The 22,095-nt window shown below is 45.3% G+C and carries 17 protein-coding genes and 1 other annotated feature; of the genes, 14 read left to right on the top strand and 3 right to left on the bottom strand.

Annotated features, from left to right (window positions below; all coding sequences use genetic code 11):
* Positions 1-29 precede the first annotated feature (29 nt).
* Positions 30-722, bottom strand: coding sequence for a response regulator transcription factor (locus HPY28_RS01160; RefSeq protein WP_174229927.1), 693 nt, complete (start codon positions 720-722; stop codon positions 30-32).
* A 151-nt stretch (positions 723-873) separates the two neighbouring features.
* On the opposite strand from HPY28_RS01160, the gene HPY28_RS01155 reads away from it, so the two are divergent.
* The 14 genes from HPY28_RS01155 (at position 874) to tyrS (ending at position 19,909) form a co-directional block, all read left to right on the top strand.
* On the top strand, positions 874-1,818 hold the full coding sequence (locus HPY28_RS01155) for an alpha/beta hydrolase (RefSeq protein ID WP_371813409.1): 945 nt from the start codon (positions 874-876) through the stop codon (positions 1,816-1,818).
* An 18-nt stretch (positions 1,819-1,836) separates the two neighbouring features.
* Positions 1,837-3,240, top strand: coding sequence for a DUF1254 domain-containing protein (locus tag HPY28_RS01150; protein ID WP_174229926.1), 1,404 nt, complete (start codon positions 1,837-1,839; stop codon positions 3,238-3,240).
* A gap of 24 nt (positions 3,241-3,264) precedes the next feature.
* Positions 3,265-4,704, top strand: a complete 1,440-nt coding sequence (locus HPY28_RS01145; RefSeq protein ID WP_174229925.1) for a DUF1254 domain-containing protein — start codon at positions 3,265-3,267, stop codon at positions 4,702-4,704.
* Between the two features lie 135 nt (positions 4,705-4,839).
* On the top strand, positions 4,840-6,498 hold the full coding sequence (locus tag HPY28_RS01140; RefSeq protein WP_174229924.1) for a flavin-containing monooxygenase: 1,659 nt from the start codon (positions 4,840-4,842) through the stop codon (positions 6,496-6,498).
* A gap of 45 nt (positions 6,499-6,543) precedes the next feature.
* Positions 6,544-8,043, top strand: a complete 1,500-nt coding sequence (locus HPY28_RS01135; protein ID WP_174229923.1) for an aldehyde dehydrogenase family protein — start codon at positions 6,544-6,546, stop codon at positions 8,041-8,043.
* Between the two features lie 32 nt (positions 8,044-8,075).
* Positions 8,076-9,104: an alcohol dehydrogenase catalytic domain-containing protein gene (locus HPY28_RS01130; protein ID WP_173621795.1), complete on the top strand. Its 1,029-nt coding sequence runs from the start codon at positions 8,076-8,078 to the stop codon at positions 9,102-9,104.
* A gap of 320 nt (positions 9,105-9,424) precedes the next feature.
* Positions 9,425-10,900 (top strand): protein adenylyltransferase SelO, encoded by a 1,476-nt coding sequence (locus HPY28_RS01125; RefSeq protein WP_174229922.1) that lies wholly within the window; start codon positions 9,425-9,427, stop codon positions 10,898-10,900.
* A 106-nt stretch (positions 10,901-11,006) separates the two neighbouring features.
* The gene (locus HPY28_RS01120) at positions 11,007-11,825 is read left to right on the top strand and encodes a hypothetical protein (RefSeq protein ID WP_173621797.1); all 819 of its coding nucleotides are present in this window, start codon (positions 11,007-11,009) and stop codon (positions 11,823-11,825) included.
* A gap of 110 nt (positions 11,826-11,935) precedes the next feature.
* Positions 11,936-12,898: an AAA family ATPase gene (locus tag HPY28_RS01115; RefSeq protein ID WP_174229921.1), complete on the top strand. Its 963-nt coding sequence runs from the start codon at positions 11,936-11,938 to the stop codon at positions 12,896-12,898.
* Between the two features lie 14 nt (positions 12,899-12,912).
* On the top strand, positions 12,913-13,551 hold the full coding sequence (locus tag HPY28_RS01110) for an RNA ligase family protein (protein ID WP_173621798.1): 639 nt from the start codon (positions 12,913-12,915) through the stop codon (positions 13,549-13,551).
* Positions 13,552-13,699: 148 nt separating this feature from the next.
* On the top strand, positions 13,700-14,761 hold the full coding sequence (locus HPY28_RS01105) for a suppressor of fused domain protein (protein WP_371813435.1): 1,062 nt from the start codon (positions 13,700-13,702) through the stop codon (positions 14,759-14,761).
* 38 nt (positions 14,762-14,799) lie between these two features.
* Positions 14,800-16,464, top strand: a complete 1,665-nt coding sequence (locus tag HPY28_RS01100; protein WP_174229920.1) for a DUF6138 family protein — start codon at positions 14,800-14,802, stop codon at positions 16,462-16,464.
* 313 nt (positions 16,465-16,777) lie between these two features.
* A complete protein-coding gene (locus HPY28_RS01095; RefSeq protein ID WP_174229919.1) occupies positions 16,778-18,277 on the top strand; it encodes an ATP-binding cassette domain-containing protein in 1,500 nt (499 codons plus the stop codon).
* A 75-nt stretch (positions 18,278-18,352) separates the two neighbouring features.
* Positions 18,353-18,582, top strand: a binding site (T-box leader).
* A gap of 58 nt (positions 18,583-18,640) precedes the next feature.
* Complete coding sequence (tyrS, locus tag HPY28_RS01090) at positions 18,641-19,909, top strand: tyrosine--tRNA ligase (protein ID WP_217444686.1); 1,269 nt, start codon at positions 18,641-18,643, stop codon at positions 19,907-19,909.
* A gap of 49 nt (positions 19,910-19,958) precedes the next feature.
* Here tyrS and HPY28_RS01085 read toward each other — a convergent pair whose 3' ends face one another.
* Together HPY28_RS01085 and HPY28_RS01080 are read right to left on the bottom strand one after the other, a co-directional pair.
* Entirely contained in the window at positions 19,959-21,179 is a 1,221-nt protein-coding gene (locus HPY28_RS01085) for an MFS transporter (protein WP_174229918.1), read from the bottom strand.
* A 31-nt stretch (positions 21,180-21,210) separates the two neighbouring features.
* Positions 21,211-22,026: a MerR family transcriptional regulator gene (locus HPY28_RS01080; RefSeq protein WP_174229917.1), complete on the bottom strand. Its 816-nt coding sequence runs from the start codon at positions 22,024-22,026 to the stop codon at positions 21,211-21,213.
* Between the last annotated feature and the right edge of the window lie 69 nt (positions 22,027-22,095).

The following is a 22,095-nucleotide window of genomic DNA, read 5'->3' as shown; positions in this document are numbered from 1 at the left end:
GGCTTTTATGTGACCTTGTACTCATCCTATCAAATAATCCCTTGGCGGTAGAGCTCTCCAACTGCATGGGAACGATTGTTAGCGCCCAGCTTTTGAATCGCGGATTTTACGTATTGTTTTACGGTTAATTCACTGATATTCATGGAATCTGCCATTTCCTTCGTACTCTCACCCCACGCGATTTTTTTCATCACTTCCAGTTCTCGTTTGCTTAGCTGCAAAGAGTTTTCTACCCGCTGATAGTCTTCAATGAACTTCCCAACGAGCTTGCCATACAGAGTGACAGACGCAAGGATTTCGTCATCAATGATTGCTCCCGTATGGAATTCTTTGGAGGATATAAAGCCAATGACGACCGAACCGTAGCAAATGGGGGAAACTAAAACGGCATGCGCATTGGAGGAATGAGGGTAATTGCTGCTGGTTTGTTTAAAAAATTCAATGCCAGAACAGTACTTGGCCTTTCTTTCACGGATGACATCCTGCAAAAAGCTATAGCCCCGAATATCATCACGTTTTTCCCGTATATGACGTAATCCTTTTGCTGAGAGAGAGATAATTCCTTCTCCAAAATAGCCAATAGGCGAATAGCGATATAAAGAAGCATCCTGAGTTGGAAATAGCTCCAGGTATAATTCAAGAATTTTATATAATTTTTCTTCATGATTCGTTATGGCATCCAGCTTTCGAACTTGTTCTTCAATGGTATAGATTGCAGTCACTTTGTCATCTCCTTTTGGGGGAATCGATGCGCTACAAAATGGGAATATTCCAATTATACAGAAAAAAGTAGGCTTAAGATAAGGATGATAGCTCTTCTCTGAATCTATTTCCTTCAAGTATACATCATATCAAGGGAAGGATGGATGCTTCGTGGCAAATATAGATCCAAGAGCAAAAGTTTATTTGGAAAGGATTAACCAATTACCGCCCCTTCATAAATTGGAGCCGCAAGCAGTAAGAGACATATTTGCACAGATTCCTGCTGTCGAGGTAGAGCTTGCACCGCTCGCAAAAGTTGAGGACAAGCTGATTCCTGCTGGAGCGGATGCCGAAATAAACATCAGGATGTACACACCGGAGGGTCAAGGTCCGTTTCCGCTTTTTGTTTATTATCATGGTGGCGGTTGGGTAATCGGTGATCTTGAAACCGTAGATGCTAGCTGCCGGATGCTGGCTCATCTATCAGGAAGAATCGTCGTATCGGTCGATTATCGATTGGCGCCGGAGCATAAGTTTCCTGTTCCCGTCGCTGATTCCTATGCAGCGTTAAAGTGGGTGAGTGAAAATGCTTCCTCTATTAATGGAAGCGCTTCCGATTTGGTAGTTGGTGGTGATAGTGCAGGAGGAAATCTTTCTACCGTTCTCTCGCTTCTTGCAAAAGACCAAAACGGCCCGGCAATAAAGGCACAGGTCCTTGTTTACCCAGTGACGGACATGCGCTTTGACTCTCCATCTTACATGGAATTTCAAGAAGGGTTTGGTCTGAATCGGGACCTGATGTTGTGGTTTTCCAACCATTATATCAATCATGAGTATGATAAAGGCAATCCGTATGTAGCTCCACTATCAGCGAGAGATTTGAGCAATCTTCCTCCTGCTATCGTGATCACTGCCGAATGTGATGTATTGCGCGATGAGGGAATCGCATATGCCGAACGCTTGAAGAATGCAGGAGTAAAGGTTGAAGCGGTATGCGAGAAGGGGTTAGTACACGGATATTTTACGAATATGGCCGTATTTCCGGAGCAGATAAAAGCGACGATTTCTCGCATAACGGAATTTCTGCATACAATCGATCAGATTGTAACCAAGTAGGGTAGGGGGCTTGGAACGATGTTGAAAGGAAAACGATTGATTTTATCACTGGCTACTGTTCTGACAACGCTATGCTTTTCTGTTAGTACCCCTGCTTTAACAGCTCATGCACAGGCTAACGTTATGGTGTCGCAGGGAACGGTATCAACGAAACAGTCACGTGAGAATCTTGCGTACAGCCTGGGTATCCAAGCCTACATTTACGGTTATCCTCTTGTGACATTGGAAAAAAAGAAGAGGAGTGCTTTACAAGATAAAAGGCCCTTGAATCAGTTTTTTCATCTTCAAGCGCTGCCTGCTGCTGATTATAGAGGCGTGGTCTCCCCGAATCACGATACGTTGTACTCGGCTGCCTATCTTGACCTTACCCAAGGTCCACTGGTTCTGCACGTACCTGATTTCGGAAAAAGATATTATACCATCCAATTGATGGACGCTTGGACCAATTCTTTTGACTATATTGGGACAAAAACCACTGGCACAAAAGAAGGAAAATTTTTAATCGTCGGACCAAACTGGAAAGGCGATCTGCCAGCAAATAGGAAAGTCATCAAGTCCCCGACCAATACAGTGCTTGCTGGTGGGCGTATTTTAATAGATGGAGAAACAGATATTCCGAATGTAACCGCCCTTCAAAAACAGATGACGATTACACCCCTTGTCCAATCAACGAAGATCAGCTCTTCCTCGAATGCATCTGCTGCGATATTGGACGAAAAGGACCCGCTGTCGTTCTTTCGCCTTCTGACCAGCTCCATGAAATCCAATCAGCCAGCTTCAGCGGATGAAGCTCACGTCAAGCAGTTCGAACACATTGGAATTACCCCAACCGATGATTTTGATGAAACTACGTTGGATGAAGCGACTCTGGCAGGATTAAGGCGCGCTGTAAAAGATGGGGAAGAAATCATTGCAATGGCTAGTGCTGTCAAAGGACAAGGACAAAATACATGGAGTCTAAACCTCGATTACGGAACATATGGGGTGGATTACCTAAAGCGAGCAGTTGTCGCTCGTACGGCCTTCGGTGCCAACATCCCGAGTGAGAGCGTATACCAAAGGACGGATGTAGATCGCGATGGAACCCCACTTTCGGGAGAGAATCGCTATGTCATTCGCTTTTCAAAAGATAACCTTCCTCCTGTTGATGCTTTTTGGTCATTAACCCTGTATGGAGCAGATTATTACTTCGTACCAAACCGTCTCAACCGTTATGCCATTGGCGACCGCACGAGGGAACTGAAATACAATGCAGACGGGTCTCTCGATATCTACCTCCAGAAAGATCCGCCAGCTGGAAAACAATCGAACTGGCTACCGACTCCAGCAGGAGATTTTAACTTGATGCTCAGACTGTATTTACCCAAGCCGATTGTTCTGGAAGGCAATTACGAAATCCCCACGGTGCAAAAAGTAAACTGACAAACAGCAAAGGAGGAAGTGCTTGTGAAAAAGGCAGGACTGTTCATTACAGCATTGAGTGTACTGACGTCCATGGCAACGGGTAGTGCATATGCAAACGAAAACAAGCAATATCATGCAGGAAGTGTTCAGCCACAGACTTCGGCTACACGAAATTCGGCGCCACTCGTGCAAGCTCCGTACCGTACCAATTTGGCGTACAGTGTAGGGGTGGATGCTTACATTTACGGTTATACCCTAGTGGAAATGGCAAGAACGATGCAGCAGTTCACTGAGAAAACCCCTTTAAACACATTCCATCACGACAAAGTGCTGGCAGATGCAAGCTTCAAAGATTTTGTCAAACCGAACAATGACACGTTGTACTCAACAGCATGGCTGGATTTATCAAAAGGTCCGCAAGTGTTGAGCTATCCCAAAATCGATCGATATTTCACCTTACAAATGATGGATGCCTACAGCAACTCCTTCAAGTATATTGGCGGGTCCAATTTGGATGATTACAAAGGTGGAAAAGTAATTATTGTGGGACCGAAGTGGGAAGGAAAGCTGCCAAGCAACGTAGAGATCGTTCGGGCGCCTACGGACATGCTTTGGATCCTCGGGAGAACATTTGTCAATGGCGAAAAAGACTTGCCCAACGTTTATAACATTCAAGAAGGGTATACGTTAGCATCCTTGGATGATAACCAGAAACTAGGCGCGATTGGTCTGCCCAAAATAGAATCGGCTGACTTCGATGATCCGTCAAAATTTTACCCATTACTCGCCGAATTGATGAAGCTTTACCCGCCACCAAAAAGGGACGAAGCTTTTCTAAGCAAGCTGGAGTTCATCGGCTTGGATTATCAGGCAGGGACATTTCACGCAGAGGATGATCCTGTTGTATGGGAAGGTTTGACGAAAGCAGGAAAAGATGCAAAAGAGATCATAAAAAATTCCATCAGTATTCTGCAAAGACCCAACAATGGAAATTGGCGAGTAAACAATGAGCGAGTGGGTATTTATGATACCTATTATTTAAATAGAGCCATGGTTGCCATGCATGGAATTGGTGCCAATACACCGGAAGAAGCTGTTTATGCATCAACTCGTGTGGATGATGGCGGGACTCCGTTGGTCGGACAGAAAAAATACGTGATTCATTTTGAAAAAGAGCAGATCCCTCCGACAAAATCGTTCTGGTCGATTAGCCTATACAATTTTGAAAATCACTTTATCGATAATGAGTTGGACCGCTATTCCATTGGCGATCGCACGGAAGGGCTGAAATACAATGAGGATGGTTCGCTGGATATCTACATTCAGAGCACACCACCGAAGGGCAAAGAGACTAACTGGCTGCCATCGCCTACCTCAACGACAGCTCCAAATTTTAGTTTGGTAGTAAGAATCTACACCCCGGATGAGTCTTTACAGGAGAATACCTTTGTCATACCGGCTATCAAAGTAGTGAATGAGTAAAGCTTTGAACCTCTCCTTTTGAGGGAATGTCCACGTGCGGAATTAGGAATATTCGGATAACTAACAAAACCATAAACTTTAAGTAGTTGCTTCAACTATTCTACTAAATGATTTCATGGGGAGGTTGGAACAGGAATGACATCAACTCAGCACAAAGCCCAGGTGAATTCGAATAACGACTTCGACGCAGTGATCATCGGCGCAGGATTCTCAGGACTATACATGCTCTATCGCTTGCGTGAAGCAGGATTTTCTGTACAAGTCTACGAGGCCGCTCCAGATGTGGGAGGCGTATGGTATGCCAATCGTTATCCCGGAGCGAAATGCGACTCGGAAAGCATCATTTACAATTACATGTTTTCTGAGGAGCTCTATCAGGAATGGACTTGGTCCTCTAGATACCCGGAACAGGCAGAAATTCTGAGTTACCTCAACTATGTAGCGGACAAATTCGATTTGCGGCGTGACATCCAGTTTCATACGCGCATAACGGCGGCCCATTTCGATGAGGTACAAAACATGTGGCGACTCCAAATGGAAGATGGCACACATGTAACGGCGACGTATTTTATTACGGGGGTCGGTAATCTCTCCTCCTCCAATATTCCCAAGTTCAAGGGCTTTGATAGCTTCGAAGGCGAGTGGTACCACACCGGACATTGGCCACATGAAAAAGTAGAATTCAAGGGGAAGCGAGTTGGCGTGATCGGTACAGGTTCAAGCGGCATCCAATCGATTCCGGTCATTGCCGAGGAGGCAGCGCATCTGTTTGTCTTTCAGCGGACACCAGGGTATTGCACGCCAGCGAGAAACCATCCCTATGATTCGGAATTTATACGCCAGACGAAATCCAACTATAGCGAGATAAAACGGCAAACACGTGAATCTGCAACTGGCTATCTTCACAAAGTGCAAAATGATCGATCTGCGTTGGAAGATACACCGGAAGAACGCCAGCGGGAATATCAAAAGGTCTGGGATCGGGGAGGCTTTGGGTTAGGCAGCACTTACAATGACTTGATCATAAACGCAGAAGCCAACGAAACAGCAGCCGATTTTATTCGCTCCAAAATAAGCGAAGTTGTAAAAGACCCCAAGGTGGCCGAGCTTTTGAAACCAACTTATTATTTCGCTGCGAAACGGCCTGTTCTGGACACCAATTATTATGAGACATATAACCGCAATAATGTCACGTTAGTCGATGTGAAGAGTAGTCCGATTACCGAGATAACACCCAAGGGAATCAAAACGACGGAAGAAGAGTATGAACTGGATATCCTCGTTTTTGCAACGGGTTACGATGCGATGACCGGGCCGTTGTTTAAGATTGATATTCGTGGAAAAGACGGGATCTCACTCAAAGAAAAATGGGCGGGAGGTCCGCAAACGAGAACGTACCTTGGCATCGCAAACGCTGGTTTCCCGAACATGTTTATGATTACGGGTCCTGAGAGTCCTTCCTCCTTGTCCAACGTTCCTGTTTCCATTGAGCAGCATGTGGAATGGATTGGCGATTGCATAGAATATTTGCGCGAACATGGGATTGCATCTATTGAGGCGAAAGTGGAGGCAGAGGAGGCTTGGAGCACGCATTGTAGTGAAGTGGCTGATTCGACACTCTACACGAAAACAGATTCCTGGTACACAGGTGCAAATATAGAGGGCAAACCACGTGGATTCCTCATCTATGTAGGCGGTGTTGGAGCTTATCGCAAAATTTGCAACGAGGTCGCAGCCAAGGGCTATGAGGGCTTCTCCTTAACACCATCGTCCACTAGAGAAACCATATCCTAGAAGTAGATGCAAATGAAGAAAAGCAAATGACAGGAGATGAAAAGCATGTCCAAAGTTTTGGGTGTACCGCAAGAAAGCGTAGCACAGTTCCTTTCCGGCACAAAACAAATGCTGATCAACGGTGAATGGGTTCCTTCTCTCTCCGGCAAAACCTATGACTCTATCAATCCAGCAAATGGGGATGTCATTGCGATAATTTATGAAGGAGACGAGGCAGACGTAGATCAAGCAGTTCGTGCAGCAAGAGTAGCATTTAACGGGCCTTGGTCCAAAACTTCTCCTGCAGAACGAACAAAATTCCTCAATAAGCTCGCCGATTTGCTGGAACAACGCGTCGAAGAATTTGCTTATCTCGAGACGCTGGATGGCGGAAATACGATTACGCTAACACGCTACGGCTTCGTCCCAAGTGCAGTCGCTCATTTGCGCTATTATGCCGGATGGGCGACAAAATTAACAGGACAAACGATACCGCTTACATCAGGTGGCAATTTTCATGCCTATACACGAAGAGAGCCTTTAGGGGTATGCGGACAAATCACACCATGGAACTATCCTTTGCTGGGGACTGTCTGGAAGTTAGCTGCTCCGCTGGCCGCAGGGAATACCGTGATTTTGAAGCCTTCCCAGCAAACCACCCTTACAACTTTGCTACTTGGTGAGCTGATCATGGAAGCGGGTTTCCCCGCAGGAGTGGTGAACATTGTAACAGGCTCCGGCCGTAAAATTGGGGAAGCGATCACGAGTCACCCTGATATCGACAAAATCGGTTTCACAGGGTCAACGGAAGTGGGCAAAGGCATCATGAGAAAATCCGCTGACACTCTGAAAAAAATCACACTGGAATTAGGCGGGAAATCACCAAACATTATTTTTGCGGATGCTGACCTTGACAAAGCGATTCAAGGTGCATTTATGGGAATGTTTACCAACCAGGGCCAGATATGTGTGGCAGGGACCCGGCTCTATGTGGAAAAGTCAGTCTTTCAACAGGTCACAGAAAAATTGGTTGAAATGGCACAAAAAATGAAAGTGGGGAACCCACTAGACCCAGCTACACAGATGGGACCGCTGATTTCCAAAGAGCACTTGCAATCGGTGAAAAATTATATTGAAATCGCCAAAAAAGAAGGAGCTACCGTTTTAATAGGTGGGAACGTTCTACAAGAGGGCGAGCTGGCAGGCGGTAATTATTTGGAGCCTACCATTCTTACTGATCTCGAAGAAAATTGCACTGCCGTAAAAGAGGAGATATTCGGCCCTGTCTTGTGCGTCATGCCGTTTGAACAGATAGAGGAAGTCATTGAAAGAGCTAACGAAACCGAATACGGATTGGCTGCCGGTGTATGGACACAAAACTTGACAACTGCGCATAAAGTCATTGATGCGTTAGAAGCAGGAACTGTCTGGGTAAATACGTACCTCAAATCGGATAATGGTCTTCCCTTTGGTGGGCATAAGCATAGCGGAATTGGCGTGGAAATGGGCTATCAAGGTATTGAAGCATACACAAAAACGAAAAGTGTCTTAATTAGCCTCAATTAGATCAATCAAAACTATATCAGGGGGTAAACAGAATGAAGGCACTGGTACTCGTAGATAAACAGAAATGTGAAGTGAAAAATGTTCAAGATCCCACACCTGATAAAGACGGGATTCTTATTAAAGTAATGGCAAATGGAGTATGCCGGAGTGACTTGCATTTTTGGCTGCATGGACAACCGGCAAACCGTATTTTGGGTCATGAATTCTGCGGCGTCGTAGAAGAAGTGGGTAGGGAAGTGACCCATTTTAAAAAGGGAGATCGGGTAGTTGTCCCATTTATCGGAAGTGATGGAACGTGCCCTTTTTGTCTCAGTGGGAAGTCAAACCTGTGTGACTCCAGGTCATTCCCTGGGATGTCCTATGATGGCGGCTATGCAGAATACGTCGCCGTTCCAAAAGGAGATCGGAATGTCATCCACTTACCAGAGGAAATTGACTTCCTCGATGCTTCGGCATTGGGCTGCCGCTTCATGACCGCTTTCCATGGTCTGGTCGATCGGGCACAAGTTATGCCTGGGGAGTGGGTGGCCATTTATGGATGTGGTGGACTTGGACTTTCTGCGATCAACATTGCCTCAGCAATGGGAGCAAATGTAATCGGTGTGGACATTCAAGATACGAATTTAGCGTTAGCCAAGCAGATGGGAGCAGCTTATACCATTAACAGCCGTAAAACGAACCCCGTCGAAGCCATCATGGAACTCACGAAGGGTGGAGCAGACGTGTCTGTAGATGCACTGGGCCATTCCGAAACATGTGTAAACTCGATTCTCAGCCTCAAAAAGGACGGACGTCACTTGCAAGGGGGGCTTATTACACACGATGGTGGAAATGTTACGATCCCTGTGACTGAAATGGTCAAGAAAGAGATTCGCTTCCTTTCTACCTTTGGCATGCCGGTTCATGGTTACTCCTCTTTGCTCTCTTTTGTGTTGCAAGGAAAACTTTCTCCTAGCAAAATGGTGAATCGCGAGGTTTCTCTTTCTGAAGTGAACGACATTTTTGAAGGAATGACCCAAAATACGCTGACCGGAACATTTGTTGTCACAAAATTCGAATAAGACAAGCTAGTCATTGCGAACATTGGGAAGGGTCTGCTGGTTATCACAGCAGACTCTTTTTAGCAAACGAAATGTTATCTCAAGAATTGATTATTCCAATCTGCCAGTTTGATTTTTATTACGATGGTTCTCATGGCTTTAGTGAGCATCCTATTGTTAACACCGAAGGAAAACGTCGAGGGGAAATCCGGCGTTTTTTTTGTTTTTTCACCTGACCAATGTGCTCCAATCTTGCGTGAAAAGGGTATAATAAACTGGCAAAATGTATCAAGTGTACAGTTACTTCCATTCAAATACACCAATGGATAAAAGGAGCTACAATGACGGACAAAAAAGTAACGATTGAACCGGGATGGAACTTCGACAACAGCTATACAACGCTGCCGAAATCATTTTATTCCCGAATGAGCCCACCTCCTGTGCATTTACCGAAGCTCGCCATTCTAAACGAGTCATTGGCAAAGTCGCTCGGGCTGAACGCCGAAGCCCTTCAAAGCGCCGATGCTGTAGCCATGCTCGCGGGAAACGAGGCACCAGAAGGCGCAATGCCTCTCGCGCAAGCATATGCCGGACATCAATTCGGTCACTTTACCATGCTGGGCGACGGACGGGCCCTTCTGCTTGGAGAGCAGATTACACCTTCCGGAGAGCGATTTGATATCCAACTGAAAGGTTCAGGCAGAACACCTTATTCACGCGGCGGCGATGGTAGAGCGGCCCTTGGCCCGATGCTGCGCGAATACATCATTAGCGAGGCCATGCATGGACTCGGAATTCCTACCACTCGGAGCCTTGCAGTAGTGACAACCGGCGAGTCTATCTATCGCGAAGCCGAGCTGCCTGGTGCCATTTTGACGCGTGTTGCAGCCAGTCATATCAGAGTAGGCACGTTTCAATTCGCGGCAAGATGGTGCTCGATTAAAGATCTCCGCGCGTTAGCTGATTACACCTTGCAAAGACATTTCCCAGAGATCGAAACAGAAGAAAACCGTTATCTCCTCCTACTGAAGGGAGTTATCAAGCGTCAAGCGGAGTTGATTGCCAAGTGGCAACTCGTAGGATTTATTCACGGAGTCATGAACACCGACAACATGGCGATCAGCGGCGAAACCATCGATTACGGTCCTTGCGCTTTCATGGACGCGTATGATCCCGCAACGGTATTTAGCTCCATTGACGTTCAAGGTCGCTATGCTTACGGAAATCAGCCGTACATTGCTGTGTGGAATCTCTCTCGTTTTGCGGAAACCTTATTGCCGTTGCTGCATGAAAATGAAGCGCAGGCTGTGAAAATGGCTGAAGATGCCCTTGGCGAATTTAGCAAGCTGTATCACAGCAATTGGCTCAGAGGAATGCGGGCAAAGCTTGGACTGTTTAACGAAGAGGAGCAAGACGAAGCGTTGATCGAAGGTCTGCTCAACATGATGAAGGAGCACGGTGCAGACTATACGAATACATTCCGTGCGCTCACGATCAATCAACCAGAAGGTACCGTGCTGTTTGGCACGAGCGAATTCACGGAATGGCATGAGCAGTGGAAAGCACGACTAACAAGACAGCCAGAAGACATCGAAGCGGTACAACAGGTAATGAAAAACAGCAATCCGGCAGTCATCCCTCGAAACCATCGTGTAGAAGAAGCGTTGGAAACAGCATGGAAAGAGGGCGACAACACTGTGATGGAGCGGCTTTTGGCAGTCCTTTCTGATCCATATGCGTACACGCCTGAACAGGTAGCATACACGACTTTACCAGCGGAATCGGCACGTCCTTACCAAACGTTTTGCGGTACGTGATAGCAAGCAATCAGAGTCCAACGATCTTTCACACGTTGGACTCTTTTTTCATACATCCGATCCGCGTTAAAATATGGAAAGCAAAGAAAAAAGGAGCAATCGTTTTATGGATAAAAAAGCAAAGCAAATCTTGGTGAAAACATTTTGGAGCAGCAACGGATGGAAGAGTCGCCCATTCGATTTTTCGGGAGCAGATTTTGAATACGCCAAAAGCAAAGGCCTCATGTTTGACCCGCTGACGATCAGTCATGAGGAGTGCATAGAGAAAATCATTGCTCAGCATGAAAAAGTGACGAAAGAACAAGTCGCCGCAGCATTTTTACACAGTCTCTCGACGCGAAAGGTGTACCTGCGCAGCGCCTTGTCTAGTTGGGCTTTGACTCAGTCTTTGACAGCCCATACATTCGAAAGTAACGTCGGCAAGTATATAAATCCAGAAAACGGTACCTATTTCGCCATGTACGGAGACTGCCATCTTTGCGACCGCTATCATATTGCAAGTCGAGAGCAGTATACGAATGAAGACATGAATGTCCTGAATTTCGAAAGAATCAAATGGGGAGGCATCCGCCTGAATTATCTACCGTACCTCATGCTTGATCTGGAGCTGTTAAGCAAGGAAGAAAATCTTACGGTACAGGAAGAAGATGTAGCCATCCTCCGTCAGGTGTTAGCCATCATCGCCAGCAGTGAGCCAACCGATGCCGCCCGTCAACTGGAGAAGCGCCTTACTGGAGCCTTTCCGTCTAGCAAGAATGAACGGGATGTCTTCATGGAAATTCTTGCATCCGCTGGAATTTTGGCTCCAAGCAAGGACAGACCAGGGCGTGGCGGGAAGAACGACTTTTTCGCTGTCGTGAATTGGCGCGGTGAAGATAGCTATTCCGAGCAAGCTGTCCAGAACTTCTTTGGTCCGTGGCTGTAAAGAACAGAAAATCTAGGAACAAAGAAGGGTGCCATCTATACGCGAAGTGTGTATAATATTGGAAAAGTAAGTCGAAAAGTTAGTTTCTATTGAAAGGAGGTGAGATATAAGTGAAAAAGAAATTAATCGTCCTGTCAGGCATTGCGGGCAGTGGCAAAAGCAAGTGGGCACAAGAAATTGCCAAAAAGGAACGGGCAACCATCGTGTCTACGGATGAAATTCGCCAAAACTTATTCGGTGATGAGCGAAAGCAAAAAAGGTCAGCGCAAGTATTTTTTGAGGTTTATTCGAAAATCGCAACCGAGCTGGCGACTGGAAAGAATGTCATCTTAGACGCAACCAATATTGACAGAGAGAAAAGAATGAAAGTCCTTGCCAAATTTCCCGATGTCCAAAAGGTATGCTATTACTTCGATGTTCCCTATTCTGTTTGCCTAGAACGCAATCGATCCCGAAAGAGAACCGTAGACGAATACATCTTGGCGAAGATGCGGAAGAACTTCCATTTTCCTATTAAGAATGAAGGTTGGGATCACATTCATCTCTTGCACGAACCAGCTCCTTATGCCATTGGAAAAGAAGAGTTTGTTCAATTGCTTCAAAATGAACCTTCCTATGAAGAGTTGTTTGCCAAGTTGAATGCCATTCCGATCTTCCAAGAGATGTATCAGCTTAATCAGGAAAACCCTTATCATCAGTACCCTTTGTGCAAGCATACCTATCATGTTTTCGATTATGTAAACGCCTTTTACACGGAAGAAGACAAATTTCTCATGCAAGTGGTCGCCTTGTTTCACGATACAGGAAAACCATTTTGCAAAACCTACAAGCCGATGAAAGGCCATTACTCCTACTACGGACATGAGCATGTTTCTGCGCAAATTGCTTGCCATTTTTTAAAAGAATTAGGATTCGAAGATGATTTTATCTTCGAAGTCGTCAACCTGATTCAAATGCACATGAAGATTAACTACGGAACGCAGCAAGATATTTCCGAGATTTATCATTTGTTGGGCGATGAGTACCTATGGAAGCTGTACTTCTTTAAGGAAGGTGATGCTTATGCGAAATAAGGAGGTGAATAACGATGTTGAAAAAATACCCGAGAACCTTTCATTTACCCTGGTCAAGAAGTAGAACCGACGATGATAAAATTTTGCGAACGGTTCATCATTTCGAGGGAAAAGAAGTAGTCGTGACAGAGAAGTTGGATGGCGAAAATACCACTCTTTACCGAAATCATATCCACGCAAGGTCAATGGATAGCAAAGACCACGCATCTAGACATTGGGTAAAGATGCTGCACGGGACGATTTCGTTTCATATCCCGGAAGGCTGGAGAATTTGCGGAGAAAATGTATTTGCGCTGCACTCCATCTATTACGAACACCTAACGAGCTATTTCTACGTTTTCTCTATCTGGAATGAAAACAATGAATGCTTGTCTTGGGACGAAACGGTAGAATGGGCCGAACTACTTGGCTTAGAAACAGCGCCTGTCTTATATAGAGGGATTTGGAAGGAAGAGACCATAAAAAGTTGCTACACCAAACAATCTGTCTACGGCGGGGAACAAGAGGGCTACGTGGTACGAGTAACGGAGAGGTTTCCGTACGAAGATTTTAAACAATCTGCCGCCAAGTTTGTGCGTAAAAATCATGTGCAAACCGACCAGCACTGGTTATCGAAGCCAGTTGTTCCGAATGGGATAACACAAACCAGTTAAAGACTTTTGATATAGAAGGGAATGAGAACAATGTAATTTGCTAAGTGGTATTGACCGTCTAATAGAGTATCCAAATTCCATTTTGGCTATTGTTAAGACAGTCATTCCATAGGAGGCGAGAGAGATGAACGAAGAAATGAACGAAGAAGTGAATGAAGAAATGATGTCAGCGGGCTGGGATGCCATTGATCAGGAGATGAGAAAGATTTATGGAGAGCAGGAGCCTAAGCATTACGGGACGCTCATCTCGTATGCGCTGGGTGGTCAGGATCCATTGGATGGAATAAGCGCCTACAAAGCGGACGAGCCTTACCCGCATTGGCATTTTGTCACGTATGGTTTTACTGAGTTATATGAAAAGGAATCCGAGAATGAAGAGGAAAGCGGCTTTGGCTTTGAATTGACGTTTCGATTGGCACGAAAGGACGACGAGGAAGAGCCGCCTGCTTGGGCGCTGAACCTGCTTCAAAACATGGCGCGTTACGTATTCAACACCGGCAATGTTTTTCAAGCTGGTGATCATTTGGATGCAAACGGTCCGATATGCCTGGGTGCCGATACCCAACTGACTGCGCTCGCTTTTGTCATGGACCCACAGCTTCCCGAAATCGATACGCCGCATGGTCGGGTGCAATTCTTGCAAATGGTCGGAATCACAGGTGATGAACTCGATGCGATGATGGCTTGGAATACACGTGGCGTACTCCAATCTGGCTTGCCGTACATGCCTTCCTACATAACCGATCTCGAGCGAGATTCTCTCCTTCGCAACTCTACAGTTTCGGATGCTGTTCAAAAAGGAATGGAACAAGAAGGCTCCAACACTGCTTTTTTGTATGTCAGCCAGCTAGGATGGGAGTCAGGTAAAAAAGGCTTTTTGAAAAAAACACCTTCGACCTTAAAGCTGGGAGCGAAGCAAGCGGAAGTCATCGGAAAGATTCTCCGCGGACGTATGCGAAAAGGGGAAAGCCTGAGCCTGCTGGGACCTGATGTCCGGGTTGTATTTGAGGCAGGAGAAAAGCCTGAATGTATTCCAGAAGAGGACGTCATTCGATTTGTCCTCGATGATGCGACAACGATTGCGCTTACCAAGCAGTTGCTTCCAAAGGAAAGCAGCTTTGAGATGCCTTCCCTGAAAGGAATTACCATAAACATTGTGAAAACCAATATTACCGATAGCGAGGGCAATGTCGTCAAGGTCATCGGTTAAGACCGTAGCGCTGTTTTGGCGAGGAGGAGAGTCAGTCAATGAATCAGGCAGCAGAAGCATTTCTAAACGAAGTATGGACTTCCATCCAAGAAATTTACAAAAAAGAGAACCAGCGGATCAACGAGATCAAAGACTGGAGTCGACTGCAGGTGGGGATCAAAGACTACCTGAGAGTGGCATGGAGAAAAGGAAAACTCAATTGGGCCAATGGCAAAATCCACGTGGATGTCCATGAACCTTACAGTTGGAGTGACGACTCGTACAAATACGACGCGGGTCCTTACATGGAGGAGCTTACAGAGGAAATTCTCATGCAAGAATTTTTTCCCGCACTGTGTGAACGCATGGAATCCCTTTTTCATTCCACCGACTATGCTTCTCACTTTTTTAATTACCGCTTCGAGCTCGTCTTCGAATTCGAGTGGGAACAATCGATGCAATGCCATACTCACCATTTCGTAAACGAACAAAAACGCGAGAGTCTAAAACAAGCATTGGATCAATTTATTGAGACAAAAATTAAGCAGGAGCTTCCTGTACGTCCGAATGAAAGAGATGATTTTTTCTTTGCTCATTGTCTCGTCAATCCCGATTTGATGGAACAAAAGCAGGAAGTTATCGAACCGCTCATCCAGCGTCTTAGCGAAAAGCTGCGCTCCAATAAAGAACGCAGTGATTCATGGACATACTACTTTACTTTGGCTTTAAAAGGCTGGGCGGATGAGCGTTTTTTAGTCAAATTTTTCGATCGTACCGGGCATTATGGACTGGATTGGGCTTTGAAACCTGAGCAGGAGCGTCAAGAACCAGAAATGGAGGAGCTGGACTTTTTCCTGTACATCGCTCTCGCAATTGGTAACAAGGAACCAGACACCCGCAAGAAGTTTCTGGACCTCGCTGTTCAGCTCGGTTCCAAGCAGGCTACGGACTATGTAAAACGGGGCAGCGGTCGCTTTGAAAACGAGTATAAAGGCACTCTGATTCAAGCAAGCGCCAATGACGTTTTGCAAGCGATCGACATCCGTATCGTATCTGAAGAAGAAGCCGCCTACGGTGAAGCACTAGATTTTATCAACGGTCTTTTGCGTGAAGGTTTTCCCAAAGGGTACAAGCTCAAACTGAAGAGCAGCGAAAAGCACTACCTACCAGTAAAAAAGCTGGCGAAGTCAGGTCTCCACCAGTTTTTTGCGAATGCGTCCCGTTATCCTGTCTTACACCCGAAAATCGCAGAATATGCCGAGCTTGCGATGGAGGAGTTTGCGTGGTATGGGGATGTAGAGCCTAGTGAGAAATCCGTCATGCCTGGCACCTATGCGGTATTGGCTCTCGGCTTGTCTAGCAACGATTATTTTCCACTCTTTCGTCGCTATATGGAGCTGGTCGACACGGAGCATCAGTCTGCTCAGGACGATTTTGCTATTGCGTTTATCGAGGCGCATGGTGTTACCGTAGAGAATATGCCGGTACTCGTCTCTCTGGTGCTTGGCAGTAGCGACTCTGCGAAGCCTTTGAAAAATATCACCATCGATCGTGCAGAACTGGTGGACGCACTCATAGGGGAGCTTGCAGCGATGGAGGATTACCAGCGGGAAACCGTTATTTATCGCCTTTTCGGCGGGAACAAGAAGCTCGCTCAGGCGGTAAAGAAGGAATCTTCCCCGATCAAAGACAAGCTTGCACAACTGCTAGCCTTGGTCGAATAGCTTCATTGACAATATTTAGAAGGCCATGCTATATTGAATTCAACTACATGGAACGGAGGGTGAATCATTTGCGCAATTGTTTATTTATTGGAAAAGCCAATCCTATAATAAATAAACAAGAAGCCAAATTCACCCGCAAATTTATATCTTGAATTCCTGTATGGTCTATTATCCATATAGTGTTTTCTAGAACGAGAGCAAGATGCTTCTGTTTATTGGACAGAAGCATCTTTTTTTGTTGTCAAAAAAGGGGGGGATACAGATGAACAAAGAGTAAAGGACGAGAAATGGAAAAACGAAATGGGGAATCCAAATGGTTGAACTGCACAATATCACGATTACCACCAAAAAAGACGGCAGGCCTCTCATTCGAAATTTGCATCTGACCCTGCAAAACGGCGACAAGATTGCCATCATCGGGGAAGAGGGAAATGGAAAAAGCAGCTTATTAAAATTGATTTACGAGGAACAAATGATTGCCGAGTATTGCACATTTGAAGGGAAAGTGTTGAGAAACGAATGTTCCATGGGTTTTCTTTCACAAGAGCTATCGGACGAAGAAAAACAAATGACCATTGCCGACTTCTTTGCCGAAAATCAATGGACCAAAGAACTGGTAAGAGCGATGGATGATCTCGGCATTCATGCATTGTATTCAGATAAAAGGATGGGTGTTCTGTCCGGTGGTGAGCGTTTCAAATACCGCTTTTTAAGTCTGTTGGCACAGAAGCCTGATGTTCTATTACTGGACGAACCCACGAATGATTTGGATATTCAAACAATGGAATGGCTGGAAGAATTTATCCAACAGACGGCTATTCCTGTCATATACGTATCGCATGACGAAACATTTATTGCGAATACAGCAAACGGTATCCTTCATATGGAACTGACGAAGCGCAAACAAGTACCCAAATATACGTTTTCAAGAGAACCATATGAGAATTACCTCGCGAATCGTGAGAGCCACTTGAACAAACAAGAGCAGATAGCCAGAAAGCAAGCTACTGATCATCGAAAGCAAATGGAGAAATGGCATGACGTTTGGAATAAGGCAGAACATCAACATCGGAACGTATCCCGCTCAGACCCGCGACTGCAAAAGAAAATCAAGTCTCTGAAAAATCAAAGAGAGCGTATGGAGAAAGCATCGGAAACGTTTCTAGAGGCACCAAGTGTAGAAGAAGCAAGCGAATTCCGATTTGATTCTGCGGTACATGTGCCTGGTAGTAAACAAATCCTCGAGTTTTCATTGGAAGTACTGCAAATAGCGAACAAACAGCTATCGAAACAGATTCATTTATCGATCAAGGGGCCAGAAAAAGTCGCGATTATTGGGGAAAATGGAATCGGAAAAACGACGTTGTTGAAAAAGATCAAGGATGAGCTAGTCCAGTACTCGTCATTAAAGATCGGTTACATGCCCCAAAACTATGAAGACCGACTGGATTCAACGAAAACACCGATTGAATTCTTGGAAAGAACCGGGAATAAAGATGCGATTACCAAAGCGTATACGCATTTAGGCAGTATGAAATTTACAAAAGAGGAGATGTATCAATCCATTAAAAACTTATCTGGGGGACAGAAAGCGAAATTGCTTCTGGTAAAAATGATTTTGGATCAGTGTGAAATATTGATACTGGATGAACCGACCAGAAACTTTAGTCCTTTGACGACTCCTGTTCTGTGTCGCTCCTTAATGGCTTTTGACGGTGTGATTATCAGTATTTCGCATGATCGACGGTATTTACATGAAGTCGCAACAACTGTTTATGAGCTAACTGCCGAAGGTCTCATGAAAATAAAATAAAGGATAGTGGCGGAATCATTGCTACATGGTTGACATTGCTATTTGAATTCAATATACTGACTTTAATTTCATATGAAACATACGTTGAAAGAGCCCAGTAGCAGTTTATTCCCTGTTCTAGAAAGCCGGGGGTTGATGGAACCCGGTACACAATAAGCGAGCGAATTACACTCTGGAGTATCTCGGGTAATGCCGAGCGGAATCGCGAACGATAACTCGCTACGAGTGGCATGAATGGCCTGCGTTAACGCTTGGGTCCATTGGTGCAAGATGGGTGGTAACACGGTTATTCAATCGTCCCTATGTCTACAATAGACAAGGGGCGATTTTTTGTTTTTTTACCATAGGAGATTGAAGGAGTGTATGGCAGTGAATATTATCGACGAACTCGAATGGCGCGATGCCATCAATCAGCAAACAGATGCAGAAGGACTGCGAGAATTAACGAATGAAAAAGCAGTCTCGTTATATTGTGGTGTAGATCCAACTGGTGACAGTATGCATATCGGTCACTTGATTCCTTTCATGGTACTGAAACGCTTCCAACTAGCTGGTCATCGTCCGGTCATTTTGATCGGTGGTGCAACAGGTACGATTGGTGATCCGAGCGGCCGTCAATCCGAGCGCTCTTTGCAAACACTGGAACAAATTCAGGAAAACGTCGACAAACTCACTGCACAGATGAAAAAGCTGTTCATTACAGACGGCGACAACCAAATCCGTTTGGTGAACAACTACGACTGGACGCATAAGATCAATGTCATTGAATTTTTGCGGGATTACGGGAAAAACTTCAGCATCAATACGATGCTTGCCAAGGATGTTGTATCGAGCAGACTGGAAAGCGGCATTTCGTTTACGGAGTTTTCCTATCAAATTCTGCAATCGCTGGATTACCTGCATCTGTACAATCATGAAGATGTTCAGTTGCAAATCGGCGGTTCCGACCAATGGGGCAACATTACTAGCGGTCTCGATCTGATTCGCAAAAAAGAAGGATCAGAAGCAAAAGCATTCGGTCTCACCATTCCTCTGATGCTGAAGGCAGATGGTACGAAATTCGGGAAGACAGCAGGGGGAGCCATCTGGCTTGATCCAAACAAAACAACACCATTCGAATTCTACCAATTCTGGGCAAATACCGATGACCGCGATGTTGTGAAATACTTGAAATACTTCACGTTCCTTTCTAAAGAGGAAATTGACGAGTTGGCTGAAAAAGTACAGACCGAGCCACACAAACGCGAGGCGCAAAAAGCGCTGGCGGAGGAAATGACGAGATTTGTACACGGTGAGGAATTGCTGGAGCAGGCGAAGCGTATTACAGCAGCTTTGTTTACTGGTGATATTAAATCGCTATCGGCAGATGAGATCGAGCAAGGCTTCAAAGAAATGCCGACGTACGAATCTACGCTCGAAACGAAGAACATCGTTGACTGGCTTGTTGAGATCGGCATTGAGCCATCCAAGCGTCAAGCACGTGAGGATATTACAAAAGGCGCTATTTCGATGAATGGCGAGCGGGTTTCCGATCTGGAACTGGAAGTAACGCCAAGTCTCGCTATCGGCGGTCGCTTCATCATTATCCGCAAAGGCAAGAAAAACTACAGCTTGGTAAAATTGTCTCAATAGATGAAGGAATAAGAAGCTTCCCTGGAAACCTGAAGGGAAGCTTCTTCTTTTAATTGCATGATTTTCGTGTTTGACAGTCCTCCAACGTATGATTGTGGAAGGACAGCGCTTTGCGATCTAAACTATAGCTGATAAAAGTCAGCAACGATGCTGCGATCGCGACAATCGCACCAACCCAGGAAACATCAATGAGTTCCCGGTTTGTCGTAATAAATCCACCCAAAGCTGATCCGAGGGCGATCCCAACATTGACTGACACAGGAGTTAATGAGGAAGCCAAATCTCTGGCAGCCGGGAAATGTTTATCGGACAAATCAATAAAATACAATTGCATCGTGGAATTCATGATATAAACGACCAAGGCCATAAACGATAAGCTGATGAATCCACCTAGAAGGGTATGGGACGAAACATAAAGAGATGCGAGAATAGCGGCTTGCATCAGATACACATACCGAAACTTTCCAATCCCGTTGTGAGCTGCCAGTTTTCCACCAATCAACGTGCTAAAGATCGAAATTACCCCGTACAGTAAAAATACGAGACTAATCGTTTGGTCCGGTACGAAGAGCACTTCTTGCAGCAAAGGAGTTAAATACGTATATACCGTATAGGTTGCTGCGATACTTAATGCCGGGATAAAAAAAGCGATGATGATACGTGTATTGGTCAGTAACCCGATTTGTTTTTGCAAGGAACTGCTCGATCCCTTCAATCCTTTTGGGATGGTCACTGCACTGGCAAGGAGAGAAATGATGCCTAGTAGCGCCGCAAACCAAAAGGCCATTTGCCAACCTCCCCATTGCCCAATAAAAGTACCAAGTGGCACCCCAATAACGCTGGCGATCGTGAAGCCCGAAAAAATGATCGAAATAGCGGTCCCCCTTTTCTCAGCAGGCATCGTTTCACTGGCAACCGCCATGGCAAGTGCAATCAAAACCCCGGTCACAACGGCAGTCAAGATTCTAGAAACAAGAAGCAATACATACGTCTCGGATAGGGCAGTTAGAATATTCCCTGTAATAAAGATGCCGATCAACGTAAGCATGAGTGGATACTTGGCAAATCGGCTGAATATCGCAGTTAAGATCGGTGTACCGATGGCAAATGAAATGGCAAAGGCTGACACGAGCGATCCTACTGTTGAAATCGAAATGCCCAACTCGGATGCCACATCACTAAGCAGCGAGATGATGACAAATTCACTCGTACCTAGAACGAAGGTCAATATAAATAAGGTAAAAGTTAAGGACTTTTGCTGTTTGTTCAAAAGCTGAATCTCCTCTCCACATGTTCGATTGTTAAGCTTTTTCTACGGCCATCTGGAGCTCGGCGACATAAGAGTCCGGGTCTTTGGGATTTTCACGACGAACACAAATTTCACGACGCGGCTCATTCTCTTTGATCCAGTATCCATTTCGTTCAATCCATATCGCCAATTCGACACTCGCAGTGCAACGGCATGTCGTCCGGCAATGATGGATGAGTGTAGCCATCAACGGAATTTCCGGCAATCGCTTAACGGTAAAAGGTGGTTCGGTCTGCAAATCGTGAGTAAGCAAACGCGCCACTTCCACATCCATGTTGTCATCGCACTCCTCACAGCCATGCCAAAGAACCATTCTGGAGAGAGAAGATTGACCTGAACGTCCCATATAATCGTCCAGCTTTTGAAAAAGCTCCGGAATTTTATTGAACGGCGTTCTTTGACGATAGGATAGGACAAGTTGAGGTTCTACTTTTTTTAGAATAACGTCATGCGAAGACAAGCTTTTCTCTTCATTTTCGATGGCATACAGACGATCGTTGATCAGATTCAGTCTTGCTTGCTCCTTATCCAGAATGGATTGAATCTCGCTTTGCTTGATTCGAAACATCCCCCTGATTTGTTCGAGTGGGATTTGCTCGCTCATCATCTGGCGAATTTGATCCAAGGAAAACCCCAATTCTTTATAAGCCAAAATCCGATTAAGCTGAAACATTTGGTCAGCCGAATAATACCGATAGCCTGAAAATTTGTCGGTATGAGCTGGCTTAAGCAAATGAACTTGATCATAGTAACGAAGTGTTTTGACGGAGACTTGACTAATCTTCGCAAATTCACTGATTTTAAACATGGGGCAACCTCCATACTTACGTTTTTTCTGTACCGAGTATAACTTTCCAGTTAAGGGGAGAGTCAAGCG

It is taken from the genome of Brevibacillus sp. HB1.2, from assembly GCF_013332495.1.
Classification (GTDB): domain Bacteria; phylum Bacillota; class Bacilli; order Brevibacillales; family Brevibacillaceae; genus Brevibacillus; species Brevibacillus porteri.
This window is presented reverse-complemented; position numbering and strand designations above follow the sequence as displayed.

What these genes read in the sequence shown, in the direction of transcription:
- HPY28_RS01120 (WP_173621797.1), top strand. Translation starts at nt 11,007, where the DNA reads ATGGATAAAAAAGCAAAGCAAATCTTGGTGAAAACATTTTGGAGCAGC.
- HPY28_RS01080 (WP_174229917.1), bottom strand. Translation starts at nt 22,026, where the DNA reads ATGTTTAAAATCAGTGAATTTGCGAAGATTAGTCAAGTCTCCGTCAAA.
- HPY28_RS01110 (WP_173621798.1), top strand. Translation starts at nt 12,913, where the DNA reads ATGTTGAAAAAATACCCGAGAACCTTTCATTTACCCTGGTCAAGAAGT.
- HPY28_RS01095 (WP_174229919.1), top strand. Translation starts at nt 16,778, where the DNA reads ATGGTTGAACTGCACAATATCACGATTACCACCAAAAAAGACGGCAGG.
- HPY28_RS01135 (WP_174229923.1), top strand. Translation starts at nt 6,544, where the DNA reads ATGTCCAAAGTTTTGGGTGTACCGCAAGAAAGCGTAGCACAGTTCCTT.
- tyrS (WP_217444686.1), top strand. Translation starts at nt 18,641, where the DNA reads ATGGCAGTGAATATTATCGACGAACTCGAATGGCGCGATGCCATCAAT.
- HPY28_RS01140 (WP_174229924.1), top strand. Translation starts at nt 4,840, where the DNA reads ATGACATCAACTCAGCACAAAGCCCAGGTGAATTCGAATAACGACTTC.
- HPY28_RS01150 (WP_174229926.1), top strand. Translation starts at nt 1,837, where the DNA reads ATGTTGAAAGGAAAACGATTGATTTTATCACTGGCTACTGTTCTGACA.
- HPY28_RS01130 (WP_173621795.1), top strand. Translation starts at nt 8,076, where the DNA reads ATGAAGGCACTGGTACTCGTAGATAAACAGAAATGTGAAGTGAAAAAT.
- HPY28_RS01100 (WP_174229920.1), top strand. Translation starts at nt 14,800, where the DNA reads ATGAATCAGGCAGCAGAAGCATTTCTAAACGAAGTATGGACTTCCATC.
- HPY28_RS01125 (WP_174229922.1), top strand. Translation starts at nt 9,425, where the DNA reads ATGACGGACAAAAAAGTAACGATTGAACCGGGATGGAACTTCGACAAC.